Source organism: Okibacterium endophyticum (genome assembly GCF_054780075.1).
Window position 1 is genome coordinate 252,275 of record NZ_BAAGXA010000012.1, and the last position, 24,101, is coordinate 276,375.

At 66.3% G+C, this 24,101-nt stretch carries 22 protein-coding genes, 1 tRNA gene and 1 pseudogene; 17 read left to right on the forward strand and 7 right to left on the reverse strand.

What is annotated here, in order from left to right; genetic code table 11:
• Nucleotides 1–72: 72 nt before the first annotated feature.
• A complete protein-coding gene (locus tag ACYVF5_RS15240) occupies nt 73–1,017 on the reverse strand; it encodes a sugar-binding transcriptional regulator (protein ID WP_460947930.1) in 945 nt (314 codons plus the stop codon).
• Between the two features lie 94 nt (nt 1,018–1,111).
• Here ACYVF5_RS15240 and ACYVF5_RS15245 point away from each other — a divergent pair, with 94 nt between their 5' ends.
• From ACYVF5_RS15245 to ACYVF5_RS15270, 6 genes are all read left to right on the forward strand, one after another.
• Nucleotides 1,112–1,750 (forward strand): SIS domain-containing protein, encoded by a 639-nt coding sequence (locus ACYVF5_RS15245; protein WP_460947932.1) that lies wholly within the window; start codon nt 1,112–1,114, stop codon nt 1,748–1,750.
• Nucleotides 1,747–3,231 carry a xylulokinase gene (gene xylB / locus ACYVF5_RS15250; RefSeq protein ID WP_460947934.1) on the forward strand — a complete coding sequence of 495 codons (1,485 nt, stop codon included), beginning with the start codon at nt 1,747–1,749 and terminating at the stop codon, nt 3,229–3,231. The genes ACYVF5_RS15245 and xylB overlap by 4 nt, the downstream gene beginning before the upstream one ends.
• Entirely contained in the window at nt 3,228–3,962 is a 735-nt protein-coding gene (locus tag ACYVF5_RS15255) for a beta/alpha barrel domain-containing protein (RefSeq protein WP_460947936.1), read from the forward strand. Before xylB ends, ACYVF5_RS15255 begins: the two co-directional genes overlap by 4 nt.
• Nucleotides 3,959–4,999: an NAD(P)-dependent alcohol dehydrogenase gene (locus ACYVF5_RS15260; protein ID WP_460947938.1), complete on the forward strand. Its 1,041-nt coding sequence runs from the start codon at nt 3,959–3,961 to the stop codon at nt 4,997–4,999. Before ACYVF5_RS15255 ends, ACYVF5_RS15260 begins: the two co-directional genes overlap by 4 nt.
• 77 nt (nt 5,000–5,076) lie before the next feature.
• A complete protein-coding gene (locus tag ACYVF5_RS15265) occupies nt 5,077–5,835 on the forward strand; it encodes an SDR family NAD(P)-dependent oxidoreductase (RefSeq protein WP_460947940.1) in 759 nt (252 codons plus the stop codon).
• The gene (locus ACYVF5_RS15270; RefSeq protein ID WP_460947942.1) at nt 5,835–6,863 is read left to right on the forward strand and encodes a zinc-dependent alcohol dehydrogenase; all 1,029 of its coding nucleotides are present in this window, start codon (nt 5,835–5,837) and stop codon (nt 6,861–6,863) included. The genes ACYVF5_RS15265 and ACYVF5_RS15270 overlap by 1 nt, the downstream gene beginning before the upstream one ends.
• A 115-nt stretch (nt 6,864–6,978) precedes the next feature.
• Here the strand turns inward: ACYVF5_RS15270 and ACYVF5_RS15275 are convergent, their stop codons facing one another.
• A complete protein-coding gene (locus ACYVF5_RS15275) occupies nt 6,979–7,344 on the reverse strand; it encodes a glyoxalase superfamily protein (RefSeq protein ID WP_460947944.1) in 366 nt (121 codons plus the stop codon).
• A 188-nt stretch (nt 7,345–7,532) separates the two neighbouring features.
• Here ACYVF5_RS15275 and ACYVF5_RS15280 point away from each other — a divergent pair, with 188 nt between their 5' ends.
• The 3 genes from ACYVF5_RS15280 (at nt 7,533) to ACYVF5_RS15290 (ending at nt 11,048) form a co-directional block, all read left to right on the forward strand.
• Nucleotides 7,533–8,939, forward strand: coding sequence for a TrkH family potassium uptake protein (locus ACYVF5_RS15280; protein WP_460947946.1), 1,407 nt, complete (start codon nt 7,533–7,535; stop codon nt 8,937–8,939).
• Between the two features lie 62 nt (nt 8,940–9,001).
• A complete protein-coding gene (locus tag ACYVF5_RS15285; RefSeq protein WP_460947947.1) occupies nt 9,002–10,357 on the forward strand; it encodes a TrkH family potassium uptake protein in 1,356 nt (451 codons plus the stop codon).
• Nucleotides 10,350–11,048 carry a potassium channel family protein gene (locus tag ACYVF5_RS15290; protein ID WP_460947949.1) on the forward strand — a complete coding sequence of 233 codons (699 nt, stop codon included), beginning with the start codon at nt 10,350–10,352 and terminating at the stop codon, nt 11,046–11,048. The genes ACYVF5_RS15285 and ACYVF5_RS15290 overlap by 8 nt, the downstream gene beginning before the upstream one ends.
• 8 nt (nt 11,049–11,056) lie before the next feature.
• Here ACYVF5_RS15290 and ACYVF5_RS15295 read toward each other — a convergent pair whose 3' ends face one another.
• Nucleotides 11,057–11,851 carry a PRC-barrel domain-containing protein gene (locus ACYVF5_RS15295; protein WP_460947951.1) on the reverse strand — a complete coding sequence of 265 codons (795 nt, stop codon included), beginning with the start codon at nt 11,849–11,851 and terminating at the stop codon, nt 11,057–11,059.
• A 67-nt stretch (nt 11,852–11,918) separates the two neighbouring features.
• Nucleotides 11,919–12,605 carry a YrzE family protein gene (locus ACYVF5_RS15300; protein ID WP_460947953.1) on the reverse strand — a complete coding sequence of 229 codons (687 nt, stop codon included), beginning with the start codon at nt 12,603–12,605 and terminating at the stop codon, nt 11,919–11,921.
• A 117-nt stretch (nt 12,606–12,722) separates the two neighbouring features.
• Here ACYVF5_RS15300 and ACYVF5_RS15305 point away from each other — a divergent pair, with 117 nt between their 5' ends.
• A complete protein-coding gene (locus ACYVF5_RS15305) occupies nt 12,723–13,190 on the forward strand; it encodes a hypothetical protein (RefSeq protein ID WP_460947955.1) in 468 nt (155 codons plus the stop codon).
• A 299-nt stretch (nt 13,191–13,489) separates the two neighbouring features.
• Complete coding sequence (locus ACYVF5_RS15310) at nt 13,490–17,047, forward strand: TM0106 family RecB-like putative nuclease (protein WP_460947957.1); 3,558 nt, start codon at nt 13,490–13,492, stop codon at nt 17,045–17,047.
• Between the two features lie 147 nt (nt 17,048–17,194).
• On the opposite strand, the gene ACYVF5_RS15315 is transcribed toward ACYVF5_RS15310, so the two are convergent.
• Nucleotides 17,195–18,532, reverse strand: a complete 1,338-nt coding sequence (locus ACYVF5_RS15315) for an alpha/beta hydrolase family protein (RefSeq protein ID WP_460947959.1) — start codon at nt 18,530–18,532, stop codon at nt 17,195–17,197.
• Between the two features lie 39 nt (nt 18,533–18,571).
• Between ACYVF5_RS15315 and ACYVF5_RS15320 the strand changes: the two genes are divergently transcribed.
• A complete protein-coding gene (locus tag ACYVF5_RS15320; protein WP_460947961.1) occupies nt 18,572–19,108 on the forward strand; it encodes a helix-turn-helix domain-containing protein in 537 nt (178 codons plus the stop codon).
• A 298-nt stretch (nt 19,109–19,406) separates the two neighbouring features.
• Here ACYVF5_RS15320 and ACYVF5_RS15325 read toward each other — a convergent pair whose 3' ends face one another.
• On the reverse strand, nt 19,407–20,051 hold the full coding sequence (locus ACYVF5_RS15325) for a TetR/AcrR family transcriptional regulator (RefSeq protein ID WP_460947963.1): 645 nt from the start codon (nt 20,049–20,051) through the stop codon (nt 19,407–19,409).
• A 117-nt stretch (nt 20,052–20,168) separates the two neighbouring features.
• On the opposite strand from ACYVF5_RS15325, the gene ACYVF5_RS15330 reads away from it, so the two are divergent.
• From ACYVF5_RS15330 to ACYVF5_RS15350, 5 genes are all read left to right on the forward strand, one after another.
• Entirely contained in the window at nt 20,169–20,996 is an 828-nt protein-coding gene (locus ACYVF5_RS15330) for a siderophore-interacting protein (protein ID WP_460947965.1), read from the forward strand.
• Between the two features lie 120 nt (nt 20,997–21,116).
• Entirely contained in the window at nt 21,117–22,370 is a 1,254-nt protein-coding gene (locus ACYVF5_RS15335; RefSeq protein WP_460947967.1) for an MFS transporter, read from the forward strand.
• A 37-nt stretch (nt 22,371–22,407) separates the two neighbouring features.
• On the forward strand, nt 22,408–22,623 hold the full coding sequence (locus tag ACYVF5_RS15340; RefSeq protein WP_460947969.1) for a hypothetical protein: 216 nt from the start codon (nt 22,408–22,410) through the stop codon (nt 22,621–22,623).
• 208 nt (nt 22,624–22,831) lie between these two features.
• Complete coding sequence (locus ACYVF5_RS15345) at nt 22,832–23,227, forward strand: hypothetical protein (RefSeq protein WP_460947971.1); 396 nt, start codon at nt 22,832–22,834, stop codon at nt 23,225–23,227.
• A 329-nt stretch (nt 23,228–23,556) separates the two neighbouring features.
• Nucleotides 23,557–23,629 (forward strand) — tRNA-OTHER (locus tag ACYVF5_RS15350).
• 206 nt (nt 23,630–23,835) lie between these two features.
• On the opposite strand, the pseudogene ACYVF5_RS15355 reads toward ACYVF5_RS15350, so the two are convergent.
• Nucleotides 23,836–23,934: pseudogene (locus ACYVF5_RS15355) on the reverse strand (TraM recognition domain-containing protein); the annotation flags it as partial.
• Nucleotides 23,935–24,101 lie beyond the last annotated feature (167 nt).

Below are 24,101 nucleotides of genomic sequence, written 5' to 3' on the forward strand. Positions count from 1 at the left end.
AGGTCACTGAGAGAGAGGAGAGAGAGGGGAGGCGAGGGGACGGCGAAGAGGGCGTGGCTCCCGTTTCCTGGGCTAGGCGAGCAGCCTGGCGGCCATCCGCGCGTCTGTGACGAGGGAGCTGACGACGCCCGTGCGAAGAACCGCTCTGAGGGCATCCGTTTTGTGGTGACCCCCCGCGACGACGATGACCTCTGGGATCTCGCGGATCTCGTCGATGCTGATCGCGAGAGCGCGATCTTCGAGGCCTGGCACGTGCTCGCCGTCTGCGTCGAGCAGGCTCGCGCTGATCTCAGCGCGTACTCCCTGCTCGAGGAACCCGCGTCGTTCTTCGCGACTGAGAGCGTCTGCGAGCTGCGACTCGGGCGGCGCCCAGCTGCCGACCGCGAGCACGGCTATCGTGACATCGGCCATGCGCGCGAAGGCCGCCTGCACCGTCGGCTGTCTCTTGAAGAGAGCTGCGGCCTCTGGCTCAGACACGATGAGCGGGGCATAGATCGGGAACGGACGGCCGCCCGAGATCTCGCACACCCGTCTCACCAGGTCGCTCGAGGTCTCTCCGGGGTCGCCGGCCATGCCTGTCAGCTGCACGACATCACACGGTGCGAGCTCGTCGATGTGGTCGACGATGGCGTTCAGGGTACGTCCGCTCGAGAAGCCGAGCACGTCTTTCGCGGTGACGATCTCGGCGAGCAGCGGGGCCGCGACGCGGCCGAGTGCGGTGCGCACAGACGAGACGCTCTCATCGGCTGTGGCAGCAACCAGAGCGCGGCGCAGACCGTATCGGGACTGAAGACCGGACGAGAGGTCTGAGCTCAGCGAGCGCGGGGCGTTCACGGTGATGGTGACGAGACCGGTCTCGCGGGCCCTGGCGAGCAAACGGGCTACCTTGAAGCGTGACATGCCCAGGTCTGCGCCGATCTCGACAAGAGTCTTGCCGTCGACGTAGTGCGCTCTGGCGACGAATGCCATTTGCACGAGTTCGTTCGGACCGACTTCTGTGCGCGCGCCGTTGGTCATGTTCTAACTCTCTCATATGAGCGGAGTGATTTGACATTTGAGTACACGTGGAAGAATGATTGAGACACATCACATGAGTGCTAATGGAGTTCACATGAGCAGCAAGGGTGCTGAAGCGCTCGCGTCCGCACAGGCGTTCATCAGACGTGAGGCTCTGGCCGTCGGCCATCTGGCCGACCTGCTCGATGGCAGCTTCGTCGATACCGTCGACCGCGTGCTCCTGACAACCGGAAAGGTCATCACGACCGGCGCGGGAACCTCCGGCATCATGGCGGAGCGCCTTGCTCATCTTCTGGCCGTCTCAGGCACTCCGTCGTTCTACTTGTCGAGCCAGGATGCCCTGCACGGCGGTATGGGAGCGATCACCCCAGACGATCTCGTGATCGCGTTCTCGAAGGGCGGCCAGTCGGAAGAGCTCACCGAGCTGGTCACGAGGCTCGGCCAGCGTGACGTGCACGTCATCGCGGTCACCGAGCGTCAGGACTCGCCGTTCGCGCTCGCCGCCGGGACCGTTGTGCCGATAGCCACGGAGCCGGTGGACGCGGACCCGGGCGGACTCATCGCGATGGGCAGCACTCTCGTCGCCGGCGCATGGGGCGACGCCCTCGCCATGACACTCATGACCGCGACCAACTATGACTGGCGCGAGGTCATCCACACGCACCCGGCCGGGATCGTCGGCCGGCAGACCGAGCTGCCCCCGCAGATGGGCATGGCGGGAACGGAATCATGACATCGCTCGTCGCCGGCGTCGATTCGTCGACCCAGTCGTGCAAGGTCGAGCTGCGCGATCTCGAGAGCGGCGCTCTCGTCGCATCGGGCTCTGCGCCGCACCCGCCCGCCGCGCCGCCCCGCAGCGAGCAGCGGCCAGAGGCGTGGTGGACGGCGTTTCGTGCGGCATTCGGCGTCGCCGCAGAGCGGATGCCGTCGGGCGCGTCGGTCGTCGCTGTCTCGGTGGCCGCCCAATGCCACGGTCTCGTCGCCCTCGACGAGGAGCACCGTGTCATCCGCGACGCCAAGCTCTGGAACGACACCACCTCGGCACCCGAGCTGCGCGAGCTGCGCGGGCGCATCGGCGACGACGCGCTCATCCGGGCGATCGGCTCGCTGCCGACCGCCGCGTTCACGATCGGCAAGGTCGCGTGGCTCGCCGCCCATGAGCCCGAGAACTTCGCCGCGCTCAGGCACATCCTGCTTCCGCACGACTACCTGACGTTCCGCCTGACCGGGCGGATGGTGACCGACCGCTCAGAGGCATCGGGAACCGGCTATTTCGACGCGGCAGCGAACCGGTACCTGCCGGAGCACCTGCAGCTGATCGACGCGGACAAACCGTGGGGCGACATGCTGCCAGAGGTGCTGCCGCCCGAGGGCATCGCGGGCACCGTGCTGCCCGAGGTCGCAGCAGAGCTCGGCATCTCGCCTGACACGATCGTCGGGGCGGGCGGGGGAGACCAGCACGCTGCAGCTCTCGGCCTCGGCATCGAATCGGGTGACGTCGTCTATTCGTTCGGTACGTCTGGCGTCGTCTTCGCCGTCAACGAGCTGCCGGTGTATGACCCGCAGGGTCACGTCAACGGGGTCGCCGACATGAACAACGGCTTTCTGCCGCTCGTCTGCACCCTCAACGCGGCGAAGGTCACAGACACCTTCGCCCGGATTCTCGGCGTCGATCACGCCGAGCTGTCCGCCCTCGCGCTCGCCGCGCCCCCTGACGGCCCGTCGCTCGCCGCATTCCTCGATGGCGAACGCACCCCCGACCGGCCCGGTGCCACCGGGCTGCTCGCCGGAATCACGTCGTCGACGACCAGGGAGCAGGTCGCACGGGCCGCGTACGAGGGTGTGGTGTTCGGTCTGGTCAACGGCCAGCGGCAGCTCGAACGGTGCGGGGTGCAGACCGGCGGTGCGGTCTTCGCCGTCGGCGGCGGTGCACGTTCAGGGGCATACACACAACTGCTCGCCGACGCGCTCGGCAGCCCGGTCAGAGTGGCAGACGCGCCAGAGGCAACGGCCAGGGGCGCCGCCGTGCAGGCCGCAGCCGTCGCCAGCGGCAGAACCGTGGCCGGCGTGCGCGCCGCCTGGCGCCCGGCGAGCACCGTCGTCGCCGAACCCCGTGTCGCCGAACCGGGTGCGTCCGCAGATGACCCCAGATGGCGTGCGTACCTGCGCACGGCATCCGTCGACGCTCTCGACCGCTCGGCGGTTGCCGGATGACCACGGCTCCCATCGCTGTCGAGCCCTGGCACAACTCACACAAGGGTCTTGTCTCGGCAAGCCTCTATGCCGTGCCGGCCGATGCCAGGCCGGCCGCAGCCGAGGCCATCCACCGCGCCGGATGCCGTATGCACGCAGACCTGATCATCTCGCCCGCCGAGCAGGGCGGCTGGAGCCACAGCGGTGTCTCGCCCGAGCACCTGCGCGAGGTGCGTGCGCGTGTGCCCGAGGCCCACCTCGACGTGCACCTCATCGTCGTCTGCCCGGCCCTGCCACTGCCAGACGAGCTGCTGCATGCCTGTGAGACGGCGCTCGGCGACCTGGCAGAGGTGCGGCCTCAGAGCATCGCTGTGAGCGAGCAGATCCTGGATGCCTTCGGCGACCGACTGCGCACCCTGCGGTCGGAGGGCGTCGCCCTCTGGCTCGAGCTCACCCCTGCGCAATCGGCGCTGACGGCCGTCGACAGGCGCGACGACATCGACGGCGCGCTCGTGATGCTCATCCCCCCTGGCACGACTGAGCAGGCCCATCCCGGTCTGCTGCAGAAGGTCGCACAGCTCTCACCGCACCTTTCGACAGGGGTCGATGGCGGGGTCACTCCCGCCATCGCCGCACGCGCGGCAGAGGCGGGGGCGTCATACATCGTCTCAGGGCGTGCGCTCCTCGCCATTCCCCGCGCAACCGACCTGTCGCCGTCAGCCGGCACCCCAACGAAAGAAGAACAGTCATGACCGATTCACCATCGCTGCCCCAGACGATGCGCACAAGCGTTCTGGCCGAGAAGCACTCTCTGCGCGTCGAAGACCGCCCGCTGCCCGCTGTCGCGGCGGACGAGGTTCTCGTCAAGGTCGCTGCTGTCGGCGTGTGCGGCTCAGACGTTCACTACTACCGTGAAGGACGCATCGGCGACTTCGTCGTCGAAGCCCCGCTGGTTCTCGGTCACGAGGTCAGCGGCACGATCGTCGCCACCGGTGCGGACGTCACGGCGGATCGCGTCGGGCAGCGCGTCGCGATCGAGCCGCAGCGTCCGTGCGGTCACTGTCGTGAGTGCCGCGCCGGTCGCTACAACCTGTGCCCGAACATGGAGTTCTACGCCACTCCGCCGATCGACGGCGCCTTCACCGGCTACGTCACGATCCAGTCCGACTTCGCCCACTCCGTTCCAGACTCCGTCTCAGACGAGGCGGCAGCCCTGCTCGAGCCGGTCTCCGTCGCGATCAACGCCATCCGCAAGGCCGGGATCGTGCCGGGGTCGAGCATCCTCATCGCCGGGGCCGGCCCGATCGGCATCATCACCGCGCAGACCGCGAAGGCCTTCGGCGCGACCGACATCATCGTCTCCGACCTCGTGCCAGAGAAGCGTGAGCGAGCGCTGAAGTATGGAGCGACCCGCGTGATCGATCCCGTCGCCACCGACCCCGCTGACCTTGATCTCGACGTGAACGCATTCATCGACGCCAGCGGCTCCGGCCGCGCGGTCTACAGCGGCATCAAGGCCGTCCGGCCGGCAGGCGTTGCGGTGCTCGTCGGACTCGGCAACCCGGATCTCACGCTGCCGGTCTCGCACATCCAGGACCGCGAGATCGTGGTCACCGGAATCTTCCGCTACACGGACACCTGGCCGACGGCGATCAGCCTGGTTGCGAACGGGCACATCGACGCGGACTCGCTCGTCACCGGAAAGTTCACCCTCGACGAGGTCGAGGCAGCGCTTGAGAGCGATCAGAACCCCGCGAGCCTCAAATCGATCGTCTACCCCAACCGCTGAGAGCAGGCGCCGTGCGCGCCATCGGCTCCTCCCCAGATGCAGTCACCCCAGATGCAGTCACGCAGAACGGAAACCACATGAACATGTTCAGTCTCGAGGGCAGAACAGCCCTCGTCACCGGCGGAAACCAGGGCCTCGGCAAGGCGTTCGCCTTCGCGCTCGCGAGTGAGGGCGCGAAGGTCGCCATCGCCGGCCGCAGCGCCGAGCGCAACGCCAGGGTCGTCGCAGAGGCCGGAGCGGCAGGCCACGAGTTCGTCGCGATCACCGCGGACATCACCCAGGACGACCAGGTCGCACGCATGACCGAAGAGGCGATCGCAGGCCTCGGGAGCATCGACATCCTCGTCAACAATGCAGGCACCTGCTATCACGCTCCATCGTGGGACGTCACGGACGACGAGTGGGCAGCCGTGTGGGACCTCAACGTCCGCGCGCTGTGGAAGGCCAGCCTGTCTGTCGGCGCGCACATGCGCGAGGCGGGCAAGGGGTCGATCGTCAACATCGGCTCGATGTCGGGCATCATCGTGAACCGCCCGCAGATGCAGCCCGCCTACAACGCGTCGAAGGCCGCGGTGCACCACCTCACGAAGTCCCTCGCCGCGGAATGGGCGCCACTCGGCATCCGTGTCAACGCCGTCGCGCCCGGTTACGTCAAGACCGAGATGGCACCCGTCGATCGCCCGGAGTTCCAGCGCTACTGGATCGAGGACGCCCCGCAGCAGCGTTTCGCCCTGCCGGAGGAGATCGCGCCGAGCGTCGTGTTTCTCGCGAGCGACGCCGCATCGTTCATCACGGGCTCGGTGCTTGTCGCCGACGGCGGATACACGGTGTACTGATGGTGCGCAGTGAGAACAGGCGGGTCGTCGTCAACTCGGCCACCGATGTTGTGCTCGAGACCATTCCGGTGCCTGAGCCGGCCGCGAACGAGGTGCTCGTGCGCTCGACGGTTGTGGGCATCTGCGGCTCAGACATGCATGCCGCGCACGGCACCCACCCCTTTATGTCGCTGCCGTTCCGGCCTGGGCACGAGGTCGTCGGCATGGTCGAGGGCGTCGGCGCGGATGTCGACGCCTCGCTCGTCGGCAGGCGCGTTGTGATCGAACCCAACCTCTACTGCGGCACCTGCGAGCCCTGCGTCGCCGGCCGGTACAACATCTGCGACACGCTCGACGTGTTCGGATGCCAGACCCCCGGGGGCATGGCCGACCGCTTCACGATCGCCGCCGACCGCGTTGTGCAGCTTCCGGACGACCTGCCAGACCTGAAGGCCGCGCTCATCGAGCCGTTCTCCACTCCCGTGCACGCCGTCCGTCGTGCCGGTGATCTCACCGGCAAGCGCGTCGTTGTGCTCGGGGCGGGTCCGATCGGTCTGTTCGTGACGATCGCCGCTCTCGCGGCCGGAGCATCGACGGTTGTCGTGGCCGATCTGCTCGAGTCCAAGCGGGCTCGTGCCGAACGGCTCGGGGCTGCCGGCAGTTTCGATTCGAGTGCTGCGGATGCCGCCGACCAGGCACGCGCTGCCCTCGGCGGCGCCGCCCACGTGGTCTTCGACTGCGTGTCGCGCGAGTCGACCGTGCACCTCGCGATCGAGATCCTGGCGAAGGGCGCGACGCTGATGACCGTCGGTGTTCCCGCCGGCCCGACGAAGGTCGACCTCGACCTCGTGCAGGACCGGGAGCTCACGATCATGGGCAACCTCATGTTCGTGCGCGAAGACGTGCTCGCGGCGATCGAACTGCTGCGCACGCGCGAGGTTCCGCTCGACGAGATCGTGACGGGCACGTTCGACCTCGCTGATGCCGCCGAGGCGTTCCGGGCGTCCGACGACGCCGAGCAGGTCAAGGTGCTCGTCACCGTCGGCTGACCGGGCGGCGTGACCGCGCACGGCTTTTCATCCTCTCTGGACGTTTTCATCCCGCATGGCGGGCGAGAACGTCCAGAGAGGATGAAACGTGCGCGGGCAGGTGCTGGGCAGTGCGCTATGACGGCAGCTGCTGCAGAGCCCACCCGTTGCCGTCGGGGTCAGAGAAGTAGACGAAGCGGCCCCACGGCTGGTCGTCCACCTCGCTCACGTCGACGCCGCGGTCGCGCAGCTCGCGATACGCGGCATCCGCGTCGTCGACCACGCACTGCAGCCCTTTGGCTGAACCGGGCACCATCTCGGTCAGGTTGAGGTCGAGCACGATGGAGCACGCTGAACCGGGTGGGGTCAATTGCACAAAGCGCAGATTCTCGTTGACGGTGTGGTCGTGATCGGCGTTGAAACCGATCTTCTCGACATAGAACGCCTTGGCCTGATCGATGTCGCTGACCGGCACGGCGATCAGCTCGAGCCTGAAATCCATGGTCTTGCCTTTCTCTCGTGTGCAGACGCTCTTCAACATAGGACGTCAAGAGGTCAATTCCTGTCCTCTTTTGTCATGGCGCCATTCTGGCGTGGCGCGTACAGATGCCGGAACGTTCTCGATGACTCTAAGATCGAACACGGACTGGCAGCTTGACGGAGAACGCATGAGCAGCAGGAAGGGACCCGATGCCGCTCGGTGAATCACGGCGGACGACGGACATCCGCGGCGACCGGTCCTGGTTCGGGAACGTGCGCGAGTTCGCGAGCCAGGTGGCCAGGAGTTCTCCTGCACGGCTCGCGCTCATCATCTTCGCGCTTGTCGTCCTGGCGTTCTCGGCGCTCCTGACCCTGCCGATCTCGGCGGCGGACGGAAACGCGACGTCCCTTCACGACTCGGTGTTCGTCGCGGTCTCCGCCGTCACGGTGACGGGCCTCGTCACGGTCAACACCGCCCTGCACTGGTCCCTGTTCGGCCAGATCGTCATTCTTCTGGGAATCCAGATCGGCGGGCTCGGGATCGTCACGCTCGCTCTGTTGCTCGCCCGTGCGGTGACACGGCACCTCGGCGTGCGCAGCAGGCTCCTGGCGCAGCAGGGGATCAGCACGGGAAAGCTCGGAGAAGTGGGCGCGCTCCTCAGGACAGTCATCGTGACGTCTCTTTTGATGGAGCTCGTGCTGGCGCTCTTTCTGGTTCCCCGTTTCATCATGGTCGAGGACTCATGGGCAGAGGGACTGTGGCATGGCGTCTTCTACGCCGTCTCGTCGTTCAACAACGCCGGGTTCGTCTCGCACCCAGACGGCCTGATGTCGTTCGCGGGCGACCTGTGGATCCTCGTTCCGATCATGGTCGGCGTCTTCGTGGGCAGTTTCGGGTTTCCGGTGTTCATGGTGCTGATGATGGCCAAGTGGGACCTTCAGAGATGGAGCCTGCACGCCAAGCTCACCCTGGCCGTGACCACGATCCTGCTCTTCGCGGGGGCGGCGATCTGGGCGGCGTTCGAATGGTCGAATACCTCGACCATCGGTGAGATGGGTGTGGGTGAGAAGATCTTCAACGCGTTCTTCGCGTCGACGATGATGCGCTCGGGCGGGTTCAGCATCGTGGACACGAGCTCCTCGAGCCCGGTGACGCTTCTCGCCACCGACGCGTTGATGTTCGCCGGCGGCGGCTCGGCTTCGACGGCCGGTGGCATCAAGGTGACAACCGTCGCCGTGCTGTTCCTGGCGATCGTGGCCGAGGCCAGAGGCGACAAAGACGTGGCGGCCTTCCGCAGGACGATTCCAGAGGGAGTGCTGCGAGTCGCGATCAGCGTCGTGTTCCTCGGGGCCACACTCGTTCTCGTGTCGACGGGCCTGATCATGGCCGTGAGCTCGGAACCCCTCGACCGGATTCTCTTCGAGGTGATCTCGGCCTTCGCGACGTGCGGCCTCAGCGTCGGCCTGAGCGAGGAACTCGGGCCGACGGGCAAGTATGTGCTCGCCGCGCTGATGTTCGCCGGACGAGTCGGGCCCATCACCCTGGCGTCGGCGCTCGCGGCACGACAGCGCAATCAGCTCTTCCGTTTTCCGGACGAACGCCCCATCATCGGGTAGACCTCGGACATCGAGGCCAGATGATGTGCACGCGGCGTGCCAGACAGGCGTAATGTGTTCGCGTGATCCTGCGCGCCCCGTTCTGGCGACGACTCCTTCGTCCTCATCCGGCACAAACCCTCCTCTACGGATTCGCCACAGCCGTTCTCGTCGGGGCCGCCTTTTTGATGCTGCCGATATCGAAGAGCGGGCCGGGGGGAGCATCCTGGATCGAGGCGCTCTTCACAGCGGTGTCTGCGGTCTGCGTCACCGGGCTCACGGTTGTCGACACCGAGCTGTACTGGAGCGGTTTCGGGCAGGTCGTGATCATGCTGCTGATCCAGATCGGTGGTTTCGGGGTGATGACCTTCGCGTCCGTCGTCGGTCTCACAGTGGTTCGAAAGCTGTCACTGCGCGCGCGGATCAACGCCGCGACCGAGGCGAAGAGCATCGGGCTCGACGATATCCGTCAGCTCGTTGTCGGAATCGTGCGCATCTCGCTCATCGTCGAAGGCGCGGTTGCGGTCCTGCTCGCGGCGCAGTTCGCGATCGGATACGGCAGGCCGATCGGAGAGGCGGTGTGGTGGGGGCTGTTCCACGCTGTCTCGTCGTTCAACAATGCCGGGTTCGCGCTCTTCAGCGACAGCCTGTCCGCCTATGCGGCCGATCCGTTCATCTGCCTGCCGATCTGTGCCTCGATCATTCTCGGCGGTCTGGGATTCCCGGTGATCATGCAACTGCGCAAACACTTGCGGAACCCGCTCACGTGGACGATGAACACCCGCATCGTGCTCGCGGCGACCGTCGCCCTGCTGATTCTCGGGTCGCTGTACATCACCGCGCTCGAATGGGACAACCCGGCGACGCTCGGCCCTCTCGACACCCCGTCGAAGATTCTCGTGGGGTTCTTCCATTCGGTTCAGACCCGCACGGCAGGTTTCAACACCGTAGACGTCGGTGCGATGCACGGCGCCACGCTTCTGGGCATGGACGTGCTGATGCTGATCGGCGGTGGTCCGGCTGGCACGGCCGGCGGCATCAAGGTCACAACCTTCGCCGTGCTCTTCTTCATCATCCTCGCCGAGATCAGGGGGGAGGCCGCGGTCAACGTCTTCGGAAAGCGCCTCTCACGAGCGGTGCACCGGCAGGCGATCGCCGTTGTGCTTCTCGCCGTCGGTGTGGTCATGAGCGCGACGATCGCTCTGATGCTGATGACGGGCCTCGACCTCGACCGCGTGCTCTTCGAGGCCGTGTCTGCCTTCGGCACCGTCGGGCTCTCGACGGGCATCACCACCGAGCTTCCGGCCGCCGGTCACCTCATCCTCGTGCTGCTGATGTTCATCGGCCGGCTCGGCCCCATCACGTTCGCGTCTGCCCTCGCTCTTCGCGAACGCAAACTGCTGTATGAACTCCCTAAAGAAAGGCCGATCATTGGCTAAATTCCACTGGCCGGGCGGTGCGGATGCCGTCCGATTCGCCGAGGCAGACTCCGTTGCCGTGATTGGGCTGGGCCGCTTCGGGCGTTCTCTCGCCCTCGAACTCATGCACAGCGGAACCGACGTGCTCGGCATAGACGCGCGCGAAGACGTCGTTCAGAGCCTGAACGGGCAGCTCACCCACGTCGTTATGGCCGACGCGACCAACGAAGAGACGCTCAAGCAGTTGTCTGTGCCGGAGTTCGACCGCGTTGTGGTCGCCATCGGCAGTGATATCGAGGCGAGCATCCTCACCACCTCGCTGCTGTTGCGCTTCGAGGTCGAGCACATCTGGGCCAAAGCGGTGAGTGACGCCCACGGGCTCATCCTCGAGCAACTGGGCGTGGAACACGTGGTCTCGCCCGAGAAAGACATGGGCAGACGGGTGGCACACCTCGTGCGCGGTGTGATGCAGGACTACATCGACATCGGCGACGACTTCGCCCTCGTCAAGGCCAAGCCGAACTCGGCGGTCGAGGGCATCACGCTCGGCGAGGCGAAGGTCAGGGCGAAGTATGGTGTGACCGTCACCGCATACAAACGACCGGGGAGCGCCTGGACGTATGCGACCCCCGACACGGTCATCCAGCACGGTGACGTCATGCTCATCGCCGGTCAGGCGAAGAAGGCCGAAGCGTTCAGCCAGTTGCGCTGATCACATCGTCACATGTCGCGCGGCGACGGATGCCCGCCGTCGGTAGTGCCTGGGCCGTGCGATCGCGCGCGCTCGGCCGCGAGGCGCTCCTCCTCCGTAGGTTCCGGACTCACATCGCCCGCCCGTCTGGCCGCGGCCTGTTGTTCGACGGTTCGCCGGTGAACGGACGCCCCCGCCGCGCTCGTCTCGCTCTCACCGCCCGCTGTGGCCGCATGCTTCGGGCCGGTCTCCGTGTCGGCATCCGCCCTGCCGGTCTCCGTGCCGGCATCCGCCCTGCCGGTCTCCGTGCCGGAATCCGCCCCGATGTCGTCCCGTTCCGACTCGCTGTATCCCGTGCGGTTCTGGTCGGGCTGATTCTGGTCCGGCTCGCCGGGGTCCGATTCATGCCCGGCCGCCCCGTTGTGCCCGGCGGCCGCAGACGTGCGCCTGCTCGCCCGCTCGTGGACGGCATCCCCGCGCAACCGTACGGCTTCATCCGGATCGAGGGTCGGGTCCGAGAGCCGGTAGAACCGAGTGAGCTCGTCCTCCTGCTCGGCGGTGAGGGGTGCATGCGCGTCGTACCGCGGCGCCGCCTTGAGGGTTTCCTTGTCGTAGGGAATCCTCAGCCGCTCGTTGTCCCACTCGGCTCCGTCGAGCGGAACAACGCTCTCGTGCCGTCCGAACAGGCCCGTTCGCACACTCACCCAGGTGGGCCTGTCTGTGGCCGGGTCGACATAGACCTGCCCGACACTGCCCACCCTCTCATCGTCCGGGCCCAACACGGGTGCGCCCTGCAGGCCACCGATGTCGTGTGACTCGATCATCACGGGTTCTCCTTCGCTGACCGGGGTCGGATTGTGATCTCTGTCGGCACGCTATCGTCCCGGCAGGCTATCGTCCGAGGCCGGCTCGGTCGACGCGACGGTGGAACCGCATGCCGGCCATACCGCCGAGCACGGCGCCGCCGAGGCTCGCGATCAGGGCGAGCACAGCTGTCACGACACCCGCTGTCGAGAAGTCATCGAACTGGATCGACGGGAACGCGTTCACGTTCGCCAGAACGTTGAACTGGTCTCCGACGATCGCACCGACGATCGCGAGCACGATGCCGATGACCAGCGCCCACAGCCAGACGGCAAGACCCTGGATCGCCCCGTTGAACCGTGCCATGCGGCCGGCCACGTATCCTCCGCAGAAATAGGCGACGAACAGAACCACGATGACCACTATCGATCCGACGAGCACGCTGCCCATAACATCCGACATCGCCTGGTCCGACGCTTCTTCGAGGTCCCCGCCCAGCGCTGTCACGCCGATGGCGGCGATGAGGCCGGCGAGCAGAACAGCCGTGCCCGTCGCGGCGAGCCAGCCGAAGAACGCCGAGCCGACCTTCACGCCCCCGAAGCGGCTCTGCTCGCGTTCGACGACGTCTTCGCGCAGCGACGGCTGATCGTCGGCGGGAACCGCCGCGGCGCGCGCCCTCGTGTCGCCGTCGTGCGCGACATCGCGCCGGTCGTTCGCGTCATAGGGCATGTCGTCAACGTTTCGTCCGTCGTCCGGGTAGTTTCTCGCACTCATGATCGTTCCTCCCCATCGCTCATCAGGCTTCCAGTGAACGTCGTGACGGATGCCGCAGCAAGGGGGTTGCAATTTCGGCGCGTGAGCGTAAAAACCGCACAGATCTAGGCTGTGGGTATGCCGTTCCTCTCAGTTTCCGCTCGTGACGCCCTCAACCGCCTCGTCGAAGCCGAGCGGCGCGACCCGGTGCCGCACCCGCTCGACCGGGTGCGGAGCATCCGCTCGCTGATCGCAGAGCTCGAGGCCGATGCCGCGGTTCTCGCGGGTGTTCGCGAGGCGCTGGATGCGGGTGCGGAATGGCCCGAGATCGCCTCTGCCGCCGGGTTGAAGCCCGCGGCGGCGAAGTGGCGCTGGCAGGGGACGGACGACGAGATCGCGGCGCGTCACGCGGCCGGGCGCAAGCGGTCTGCCCGACCGAGCAGTGTTCCCACCGACCTGCCGGGGCTCTCGGTGTCAGAGGCGGCCAAGGAGCTCGGCGTCAGCGCCCAGGCGATCTACCTTCGGGTCTCGCGCGGGCAGATGAGGGCCGAGACCGTCGAGCTGCCAGACGGGCGCAGCTACAAGCGGGTGTTCCCCGAAGGATGAGCGCGGGCCGGGGCGTGCACAACTTCGGAGAATCTCGTTACGGCCTTCAGAACGTGCGGTGACGAGGGTGTGACTGCCCGGTCGAGGACCGCATCTCCGAAGTTGTGCACCCTCACCGAGACACAAGATGCGCCGAAGCCCTCTTCGTGCAGTCACCCCGCGGTCGATGTCGGCGGCAACGGATACGCTGGGCTCGCGAAAACACACTCGCTGGGAGGCCTACTCTGTTCATCCTCGATGACACCGTCGTCTACTCGGCGAGCGACCTCACAGCGGCTGCGAACTGCGAGTGGGCGCTGATGCGAAAGCTCGACTACAAGCTGGGCCGAATCCCCGTGCCGCCAGAGACCGTCGACGACATGCTCGAGCGTGCGGCCAGGCTCGGCGACAGGCACGAAGAGCGGATGCTCGAGCGACTCCGTGCCGAGCGTCACGTCGTCGAGATCGGCAGGCCTCCCCCCGATCGGGGCGCGATCCTCGAGGCCGTTCGGCAGACATCCGCTGCGTTCGCCGCGGGTGCGGAGGTCGTGTTTCAAGCGGCCTTCTTCGACGGACGGTTCCTCGGGTACGCGGACTTCATCCAGCGAACCGACGAGGGCGCCGGTGCGGACGGCGGCGGCGCGGAGGGCGTCGGTGCGGAGGGCGTCGGCTCCGGTGGTGTCTATGAGGTGTACGACACCAAACTCGCGCGCAAAGCGAAGATCACAGCCCTGCTTCAGCTCGCGGCCTATGCCGAGCAGTTGCAGCTTCAGGGCATTCCGATCGGGGAATACGTGCATCTGCTGCTCGGCGACAACAGCACGAGCAGCCATCGCATCCGCGACATCATGCCCGTCTACCTGGAACGACGTGCCCGCCTGGAACGCATGATCGACGAACGCGTCGCCGAAACGGAACCCTCCGTGTGGGGCGACGAACGCTACAGCGCGTGCGGGCGATGCGACGTCTGCGACGAGCAGGTCCATGCACACAGAGACGTCCTTCTCGTCGCGGGTCTGCGGCTCACCCAGCGCGCCAAGCTGCGAGCGGCGGGCATCACCTCGATCGAGGAGCTGGCCGCTGCCGCCGGCCCTGTTCCCGGCATGACGGACCAGATCTTTATGGGCCTCAGGCAACAGGCCCAGCTGCAGATCACTCCACCTCGCGAGGGGGAGCCTCTGCCCTGGATCACGGCGAATCCACGGGTGCTTCAGGCGATTCCCGAGCCGAGCGCCGGCGATATCTTCTTCGATTTCGAGGGTGACCCGCTCTATCAGGAGGGGTCGGTGTGGGGCCTCGACTACCTGTTCGGGCTCGTCGAACCCGACGAGCGGTTCGTCTCGTTCTGGGCGCACTCCCTGGCGGAGGAGAAGCAGGCCCTGATCGACTTTCTCGCGTATCTCCGTCAGCGTCGTGAGGCGTATCCCGATATGCACGTCTATCACTACGCGCCATATGAGAAGACGCATCTGCTGACCCTCGCGGCGCGGCACGGTGTCGGTGAAGAAGCCGTCGACGACCTGCTGCGCAACAACGTTCTCGTCGACCTCTATCCCATCGTGCGTCAGGCGATCAGGGTGGGCAGCCGGAGCTACTCGCTCAAGAAGCTCGAACCCCTTTATATGGGTGACCGGTTGCGCGCCAGCGACGTCACCACCGCCGGTGACTCGATCACGGCATACGTTGAGGCGATGCGGCTGCGGTCGGCCGGTGAAACAGATGCCGCAGAGAGAATATTGGAGGAGATCGCCGATTACAACGAGTACGACTGCGTCTCGACGCTGAAGCTGAGGGACTGGTTGAGGGCACGGGCGGCTGAGTCCGGAGTGGTTCCCGCCACGCGCATCGAACTCGAGGTGCCCGAGCGCGACCCCGACCCCGTCTTTCTCGCTCTCGAGCAGGTCGTGCGCGCCGTGCCGACCGCGGAACGCGATGCCGACCAGACGGCGCTCGCGCTGGCATCCGCGGCGATCGACTATCACCGGCGCGAACAGAAGTCGTTCTGGTGGGAGCACTTCGCCCGGCTCACCGCACCGGTGGACGAGTGGGCGGAGACGCGCAACGTGCTCGTGATCGAGCGGGCCGTCGTCGAGCGTGACTGGTACCACGAGGGCAGTCAGCGCACCTCGCGCCGTGTGCTGCGGGTGAGCGGCGCCCTCGCTCCGGGCAGCTCGATCAAGGTCGGCACGAGCCCATTTCTGATGTATGCCGAGCCATACCCGCCGATCACGCGCAGCACAGAGCCGGGGGCGCGCACAACACACAATCGTGTGAGCGTTCTCGAGGTCATCGACGAGACCGAGTTCGTGATCGAAGAGATGCTTGAACGGGACGCGCCCGCTTACTCCGAGCTGCCGATCGCCCTCACGCCGCCGAAGCCGCCGTTCACCCGCGACCAGGAATCCGCCATCTCACACTGGGGTGGCCGCGTTCTGGCCGGGCTGCCGGCGATGATTCCGGATGCCGCACTCGACATCCTGCGCCGGGTGCCACCGAGAGGTGCGCCGCTCGTCGGGGTTTCCGTGCCTGCGGGTGGTTCTGTGCCTGCGGGTGGTTCCGTGCTGACGGGTGGTTCTGCGCCGACGGGTGGTTCTGCGCCGGCCGAGGTCTCGGCACCGGCGGGCGGCTCGGCGCCTGTCGGCGCGCCGGCTTCTGTCGATCGTTCTGAGCCCGAGCCGGACTACATCGGCGCGATCCGCGAGAGCCTGCTCGGAATCGACAGGTCATACCTCGCGGTGCAGGGCCCGCCGGGCACGGGAAAGACCTACACCGGTTCACGCGTCATCGCCGACCTCGTGCGCGACCATGACTGGAAGATCGGTGTTGTCGCACAATCTCATGCGGCCGTCGAGAACATGCTCAAGGCGGTGCTCGCCGCCGGGGTCGATCCGGCACGGGTCGGCAAGAAGCCGCGAAGCGGCGACGAAGCTGTTCCGGTCGAGTGGACAGCGCTCGGCAGCAAGACCGTCGCCGCATTCGCCGCGCAGCCCGGCGGTTTTGTGCTCGGCGGCACGTCGTGGGACTTCTGCAAGGCAGACCGTGTCGAACCCGGATCACTGGACCTGCTCGTCATCGACGAGGCCGGGCAGTACTCCCTCGCGAACACGATCGCATGCTCGGTCGCCGCGCAGCGGATGCTGCTGCTGGGCGACCCGCAACAGCTTCCCCAGGTCAGTCAGGGCACGCATCCCGAGCCCGTCGACCAGTCTGCCCTCGGCTGGCTGAACGACGGACACGATGTGCTCCCGGCCGAGTTCGGGTACTTTCTCGCGACGAGCTGGCGTATGCACGAAGCCGTCTGCGCGCCGGTGTCCGCCCTCTCGTACGAGGGCAAGCTGCACTCGCGTGCTTCTGCCCGCCGCATCGACGGAGTCGCCCCGGGGCTGCACCCGGTTCCCGTCGCCCACGACGGCAACTCCACGTCGTCGAGCGAAGAAGCGGATGCCGTCACGGCAATCGTGCGCGGCCTGCTCGGCCGGCCGTGGGCATCCGGTCGTGCCAGGGAGCCTGCGACAGTGCCTCTCGCGCAGTCAGACGTGATCGTCGTCGCACCGTACAACGCCCAGGTCGAACTGGTTCACGATCGTCTGCGGAACGCAGGCTTCGGCTCTGTGCTGGTGGGCACCGTCGACAGGTTCCAGGGGCAGGAGGCAGCCGTGGCCATTGTGTCGCTTGCCGCCTCGAGTGCTGATGACGCGCCGCGCGGACTCGAGTTCCTTCTGATGCCCAATCGCTTGAACGTGGCGATCTCGCGGGCGCAGTGGGCGGCATATCTTGTGCACTCACCGGCGCTGGTCGACACCCTGCCGCGCACGCCGCAAGCGCTCGCGGACCTCAGCGTGTTCATCACCCTTGTCGGCGGGCGCGCTTCGCGGTGAGGGTGCTCCCTTATGACGGTGCTCCCTTGTGAGGCGGTCGACGTACTCGACTCGCGATGGTGGGGCGGGGTCAAGGGGGTTAGCGTCTGTTTCAGCCTGAAAAATGAACAACGGCCTGAAAAGTGGACAACGGGATGTGGCGCAGGCTCAAGGTGAGAGAGCTTGGCCGAGAAAAGCCAACACTGCCAACCGGATCTTCGCCTGTTTCGCGTGGGGCTCGTCGCCAGCCAGCAATGGGGAGAAGTTCGGGAAGTCGGTGAAGGTCATGTGGTCGGCGCCGTCGATGATCGCCGTGCTCCCGCTGCCGGCTGTCGCCGAGGCATACCGCTCCTGCTGCGTCCGCCATATCTCGTCATAGGGTTCGTGGTCGGTGATCCCGGCGGCATCCAGCTTTGCGTCGTACTGGGCCCTGTCGACGCTTTTGGACGCGTGGACGAGGAGGAACGGCTTCGACAGCGGCGGATGCACAGGCCCATACGGGACGCCGTCCAGGTCGACGGCGGCAGCGATACGCGGATCGGCGGCGAGCAGCTGGTAGCTGACGGCTCCGCCGTAGGAATGGCCGACGGCCGCGATGCGATTCAGATCGAGAGTTCCGGCCAGGAGTCCCTCACCGGCATCCAACCCCTCTAGCGCGTCGAGTACCTGACCGGCACGGTCCACCCACGACGCCATCAGCGCGTCGAGCTGCGCGAATCCGCTCGGCAAGGGCAGCTCCAGCAGCTGCGTACCGTGCGATGTGACCGATGCCGCAGCGCCTTCGGGATAGTCCGCCGCGACGACCACGTATCCGTGACTCGCCAGCTCCTCGACGAGGAAGGAGCTCTGCCCGCGGAATCCGCCCATCCCGTGCGAGAACAGCACGACGGGATGCCGACCGTGTGCAGGAGGTACGTCCCACGCGGCGGTGCTCTCGCTGATGCCGACGGTGTTGAACAGCATCGCGGGCATGCCGAGTGCCCGTGCGAGCCCGCTTGCAAGTGCATCGCCGTGCTCGGAGTACGGGGCCTGCGGACCCTCGGCGTCGGACGGATACCACGCCTGTGCGGAGACAGGGGAGTCGCCTCCGACCTCGAACGACACCGTCCCGACCTTCCAGTCCCCGGTCGTCGGGGTCGCGACGAACACGGGGCTCACGGCCGGAATCGCCCACGCGGTGAGCAGCCCGAGCCCGATCCCCGTGACGGAGAGCGCCCGCAGGACCGCGGACAATCGCCGCGACGACGTCGGCGCGGCATCCGATCGCCCGCCCCGCCGGCCTCGGCGCACAACGGCGAACACAACGGCGAGGGCAGCAAGGCACGCCGCTAGATACGCCGGAGCCAGCTGCCATCGATCCCCTTCGAGCAACAGGTGAGCCCCCATCGCCACGGCCAGAACCAGGCATAACGCGATCCCGACGATGCCTCGGCGCACCCGGCTCCAGCACAGCGCCACCGCGGTGACCGTCACCACGGCGACCAGGACGATCTCCCACGTTCGCATTGAACTCCCTCACATTGATTCTCAACTATGATAACCAATGTGAAAGAGCCACCGACCTCGAAGGCATCGCAGGTGTTGCATCCCGTGCGGGCAAGGATTCTCGGCCTGCACGTCGGTGGGCGTCACCTGACCACGAACCAGATCAGAGAGCGCCTCCCGGATGTCGCGCAGGCGAGCGTGTACCGGCACATCCGGATCCTTCACGAAGCAGGGCTCCTCACGGTCGTGTCGGAGAAGCCGATACGCGGCGGGGTCGAGCGCACTTACGCGCTCACGCCCGGTGAGGCTCTCGTCAGCGCCGACGAGTTCCGAGATCTCCCCGACGAGCGGCGCAGCGCCGAACTCGCAGCGTTCATCACGCGGATATGGGCGGAAGCCGAGACGGCCCTGGCTGACCGTGAGGGTTCCGCGGTGAGCTTCACCCTGTCCGGGTTCGATGCGACAGAAGCTGAGCTGCGCGAGATGCTGGCGCACATGCAGGCGCGCATCGCTCAGTTGGCTGCGGTGACACCGACTGAACCGCGGACCCGGTGGACACTCGCCACGGTCCTGACGGGCGAGAGCCCTGCCGGATGACCCGCTGCCGCTGCATCCTCCGACCGCCGGAACGGCTGCCCTCGCCGCGACGACCACCATTCCCGACGGGCCCATCGTGTACCCGATGAACCGCGCTCCCATCCGGCGCTGACGAGCTGACGCAGGTGGTGGAGCTGTCTGGACGACGCGAACTGCTCGAGCTCGAGAAGCTCGACCGTCGTCTCCCGGGTCCTCGATCCATGCGTGATCCTCGCGCTTCAGGCGGGAGTCTTGCCCGGCCTCACTGAGCGATAGTCCGGAGTCTCGCCCTCGGGTGCCCGCTCGGCCGCATGAATCGTCACCCCGCGGTCGTGTCGTGTGTGTGCGCCGGTTCACCATGGATTGCGGTCCGCAGTGACCCGAGTATCGCCTGGAGACCGAATTCGAAGCGTTCGTCGAAGCTGACGGAAGTGAAGCCGGGACCGAGTCGGTGCAAGGCCGGATAGTCGTCTGAGGAGAGCGCCACCTCCGTATCCGGTGAGGCTCCCTGTGCTGCTTGCTGCTCCTGGGTGACGCCGAGGAGGAAGTAGAACAGCGCCCAGGTTCCGAGTACGTTCTCACCATCGGGGACGCCGGCTCGTGCGAGCGCGGATGTGAGTGCTTCGACGAAACGAAGCGCGTGTTCCTCGAGCGGCACGTTCCCTGCGGTCAGGCGTGCACCATCTCGGTACGCCAGCAACGTGTCACGGTACCGGCGGAGGATCTCCTCGACTCGGTCGAACCCATCCGCGGGCAGATCCTCCAGCGACATCTGCGAGAGCACTGCATCGGACATCAGTCCGAGCATGCGCGCCTTCGTGCCCACGTGGAAGGAGACGGTATTCACGTTCACGCGCATCCGTCGGGCCACCTCGCGGATGGACACCGCGTCGAGTCCGTCGTCATTCAGAAGCTGCAAGGCAGCATCGATCACGTTCTGTCGGCTGTGCTTCCGTGCCGGCATGCTCCTCCTGGACTCTCCGCTTCCCGCGTTGCTCCAGATAGGGTACTCTGATCCTTGAAGTTAGGGCGTCCTAATCAAGTAATGACTCGATCCGCCGCGCTAGAAAGCTGGACCGACATGTTCACACCACGCAACAGCCCGCTGTTCGAGGAGGGGCTTCCCGCGCGAATCTCTGCGCGGCTTTTCCGGCGCAAGCTGGAGCTCTCCGTTGCGAATCGACATTCGATGGCCGACGGGGTGATGCGGGTCACCTTGAGCGGGTTCGATCTCGCGTCGTTCCCGTATCAGGGCGGCGACCAACGATGCACTCTGCTGATCCCATGGGCTGATGAGGAGGCGTGGCGGTACATGCTTCCCGCCATCGCCGACCCCTGGACGGCCGCCTCTCAGTACAGCGTTGTCGCAGCACTCGCGCGCCCCCTCCGACGGCGACTGACGGTGAGCGGGTTCCGTCCGGCGCAATGTGAGATCGACTTCGACATCGTGCTCCACGGCGACAGCCCCCTCACCACCTGGGCGCGGCACGCCGAAATCGGTTCCCGGGTCGAGATGGTCAACGAGGGGCGGAAGTACCGCGTCGGTGATTATGCCCGCTGGCAGCTCCTCATCGCCGACGAGAGCGGCACACCCGCCGCCCTGGCAATCGCTAACGAAACCCCCGACACCGTTCCGACCACTGTTTACCTCGCGCGCGGCGCGGCTTCGATGCCGCAGGTGGAGTCCCCCGGCAGTCATGTCACCGTGATTCGTGTGCCCACGCCAGCCGATCGACGCGTCGCCTCCGATGTGCTGTGTCGGGCCGTACTCGAACGCCCTCTCCCGATGATCCCCGACAAGGTCGGCATCGCGGGCGAGCGTGCCCTGGCCCATGCGCTCAGCAGGGGGCTCCAGAGGGCAGGCGTTCCGCGCCGCGTCATCCAGGCCGCGAGCTACTGGAAGAAGTAATGAGCCATCTGCGATCTGCCACGTGCAGATGCATGATTGGCGTTCGTGCGTCTCTCGAACGACAAGAAGGGCGGCGTACGCGGCGCTCAACGACGACAAGAAGCGACGACAAGGACGCGAATGACGACGAAGATCACCCCCACAGCCCCGACGCGCCCGAAGAGTGTGACGCGGGCCACATCACCTCTACTCGGACTGGTCGGAATCCTTCTGGTCGCCGGGAACCTCCGAACAGCGATCACAACCGTTGGCCCTGTGCTCCCCGACATCCAGCAGTCCATCGGGATTTCTTCTCTGCTGGCATCGCTGTTGGTGAGTCTGCCGCTTCTCGCGTTCGCAATCACCTCCCCGCTCGCACCTCGCCTTGCTCATCACATCGGGCTCGAACGGACCATCGGCGTCAGCCTCCTGATGCTTGCCGCTGGTCTCGTTCTACGGTCGGCGCCGTCCATCGCGATGCTCTGGATCGGCACTGCATCGATCGGCGTGTCGATCGCGATACTCAACGTCGTTCTCCCGGCACTGATCAAACGCGATCTCCCGACGCGGATCGGACAGGTCACCGGCGGGTACTCCGCCGTACAGTCGACGTTCGCAGCCATAGCCGCCGGGATCGCTGCGCCTCTCGCCGGGCTGACGGCGCTCGGCTGGAGACTGCCTCTCGGGATGTGGGCGGGTCTCGCGCTCATCGCACTCGCATTCTTCGCCCCGCAGCTACGACGCCGAACGATACTTACCAGCTCCGAGGAGGACATCGTTTTCGGAGACAGTGAGCTCCGCAGCACAGGATGGCGCTCGCCGTGGAGGAGTCTGCTTGGCTGGCAGGTCACGGCATTCATGGGCCTTCAGTCCGTAGTGTTCTACACCGTCATCACGTGGACGCCCTCGATCGAAGCGGACGCCGGCATCAGCGCCGCGGACATCAGCGTGCACCAGTTCCTCCTGAACGCGCTCGGTATCCTCGCGAGCCTCATGTGCTCTGCGCTCATTCCCCGAATGCGCGACCAACGCCTCCTCGCGATGGCGGGGCCGCTGCTCCTCATCGTTGGGCTCCTCGGTCTTCTCCTCTTTCCCCACGTCGCACTGCTCTGGATGAGCATCATCGGGTTCGCTGGCGGCGTGAACATCGTCCTCGCGCTCTCCTTCTTCGGACTGCGCACGACCCACCACGCCCAAGCCGCCAGTCTGTCCGGGATGGCGCAATCGATCGGCTACCTCATCGCTGCCGCCGGCCCGATCGCCTTCGGCGCGCTTCACGACGCGGTGATCAGTTGGGTCCCAACACTCATCGGGCTCGTCATCATCAGCGTCATCCTCGTCGCGCTCGGATACCTCTCCGGTCGCAATCGAACCATCGAAGACACCGAGCGGTAGTCCGCAACCCGCCATCGCCGTCGTGCGTGGAGCGGCGATGGCGGCGAGGCTGAGCCCCACCAGCGCGGCGGCAGCGAGCAGCGTTGCCGAATCAGGCGACGTCACGCGCCGTGCGATACCCGATCGCATCCGCATCCGCACACGGCTCGAGAACCTCGACGTCACATTCTCGGAGGTTGCGCAAGAGTTGCCCAGGCTCGTTTCGCTCACGCTGGGACCAGCCCCATCAGCGCCGTCCGAGCTTCCGCAGTAAGGCGGCCGTCATATCAGGCGGTCTCGCCGGGCCTGATCCGGTCGAAACCCAATGAGGGCGGGACCGAGCGTGGGGAGCGCCTGTTCTACTCGGCCGCGTCGCCGTTGCAGCGCTACACACCACGCACTTATAGGCTGGTCAGGCAGGGCCGGAGGGCTGGTCGGGTCTTGAATGGCGCGCACGTGGCCCGGAATAGGGGGAGTGTGGCGTGAATGTCACGATCAGCTCGATCATGGGCGGCGCGACGCCGAGCGGCCCGGATCCGGTCGCGGTCCGGCGGGCGCTCCGCCGCGCGCTTGCACCCGTGGCCATCGACGGCGTCTACGAACTTGACATCACGCTGCGCATAGGCGGGACGCTCGAGCCGGCCGAGGAACATGCGGGCGTGCATAACGCGCGGTACTTTGCTGCGTCGGGCCGGTTCTCGGCGAACCTCGTCGTGCCGCTGTCTGATATGGAGGCGCTCGGCAGCGCCGAGGCGGTTGGGCGTCAACTCCTCTCGCTCGCCGAGCGTGTGGTCGCTCGGGTCGCTCCTGAGGATCCGCGAGCAGGGCAGATGCTGCGAGCAGCGATGGAGTCGGTCGCACTGGAACTCGCATCATGATGCAGGCCGACGCCCCGCTCGATACGTTCGTGCCCGGTAGATCACTGCCAGGAAAGGAAATGTGGGCGGCATCGCAGCAAACCCGACACTGCTGGTGGCGCCACCTACTACGGCACGTAGGAGTGGAAGCGGCGCGATCCATCTCGGCGGACCGAGCCGAGAGAGCCTGACATGGGCCGGGACCAGAGCGGGACCACACCCATACAATGCATGACGTGAATTGGAGCCCTCTGCGCAGCGTTGCGGCCCCGAAAGTCCAGAAAACCGGCTACCAGGGTTACCTGGGGGTTAAGGGGGCTAGCGGCTGTTTCGGCCTGAAAAGTAAACAACGGGATGTGGCGCAGCTTGGTAGCGCACCTGACTGGGGTCAGGGGGTCGCAGGTTCAAATCCTGTCAGCCCGACAGAAATGCCCTGGTGAGAGTAGGTTTCTCACCGGGGCTTCGTCATGTCCGAGGGTCGTTTTCTTTGGTCCCCCTCTGGTCCCCCTGGCGCGGTGCCAACAGGTCGGTTGTGGACGGGCGGACGGCCTCGAACCCGCTCCCCGTGGATAAGGGGACCAAAAGGGGACCAGAATCCTGCGGGACCGCTCGTCCCGGCTCCGCAGCGCATTCCACTTGTCCCGAGCCTGCGCGAGCGACTGAAGCACCGGCATCGTCGTGATGCCTGAGCCGCCGCCTTCGGCCATGAGTGTCGGCAGCGTCGACAGGTTGGGCGAGAAGGGGCTGAAACCCTCTTTGATCTCCCTGTTGCCCCAGGTCGGGCGGATCCCCTTCGTTGCGTTCCTGTACGCCGGTCATGCTCCTGCTATGGCTCCGATGATGTGACGTCAGCGGCGAGAGGTCCCCATCGGGATGGGGTGACACGCGCTGACGT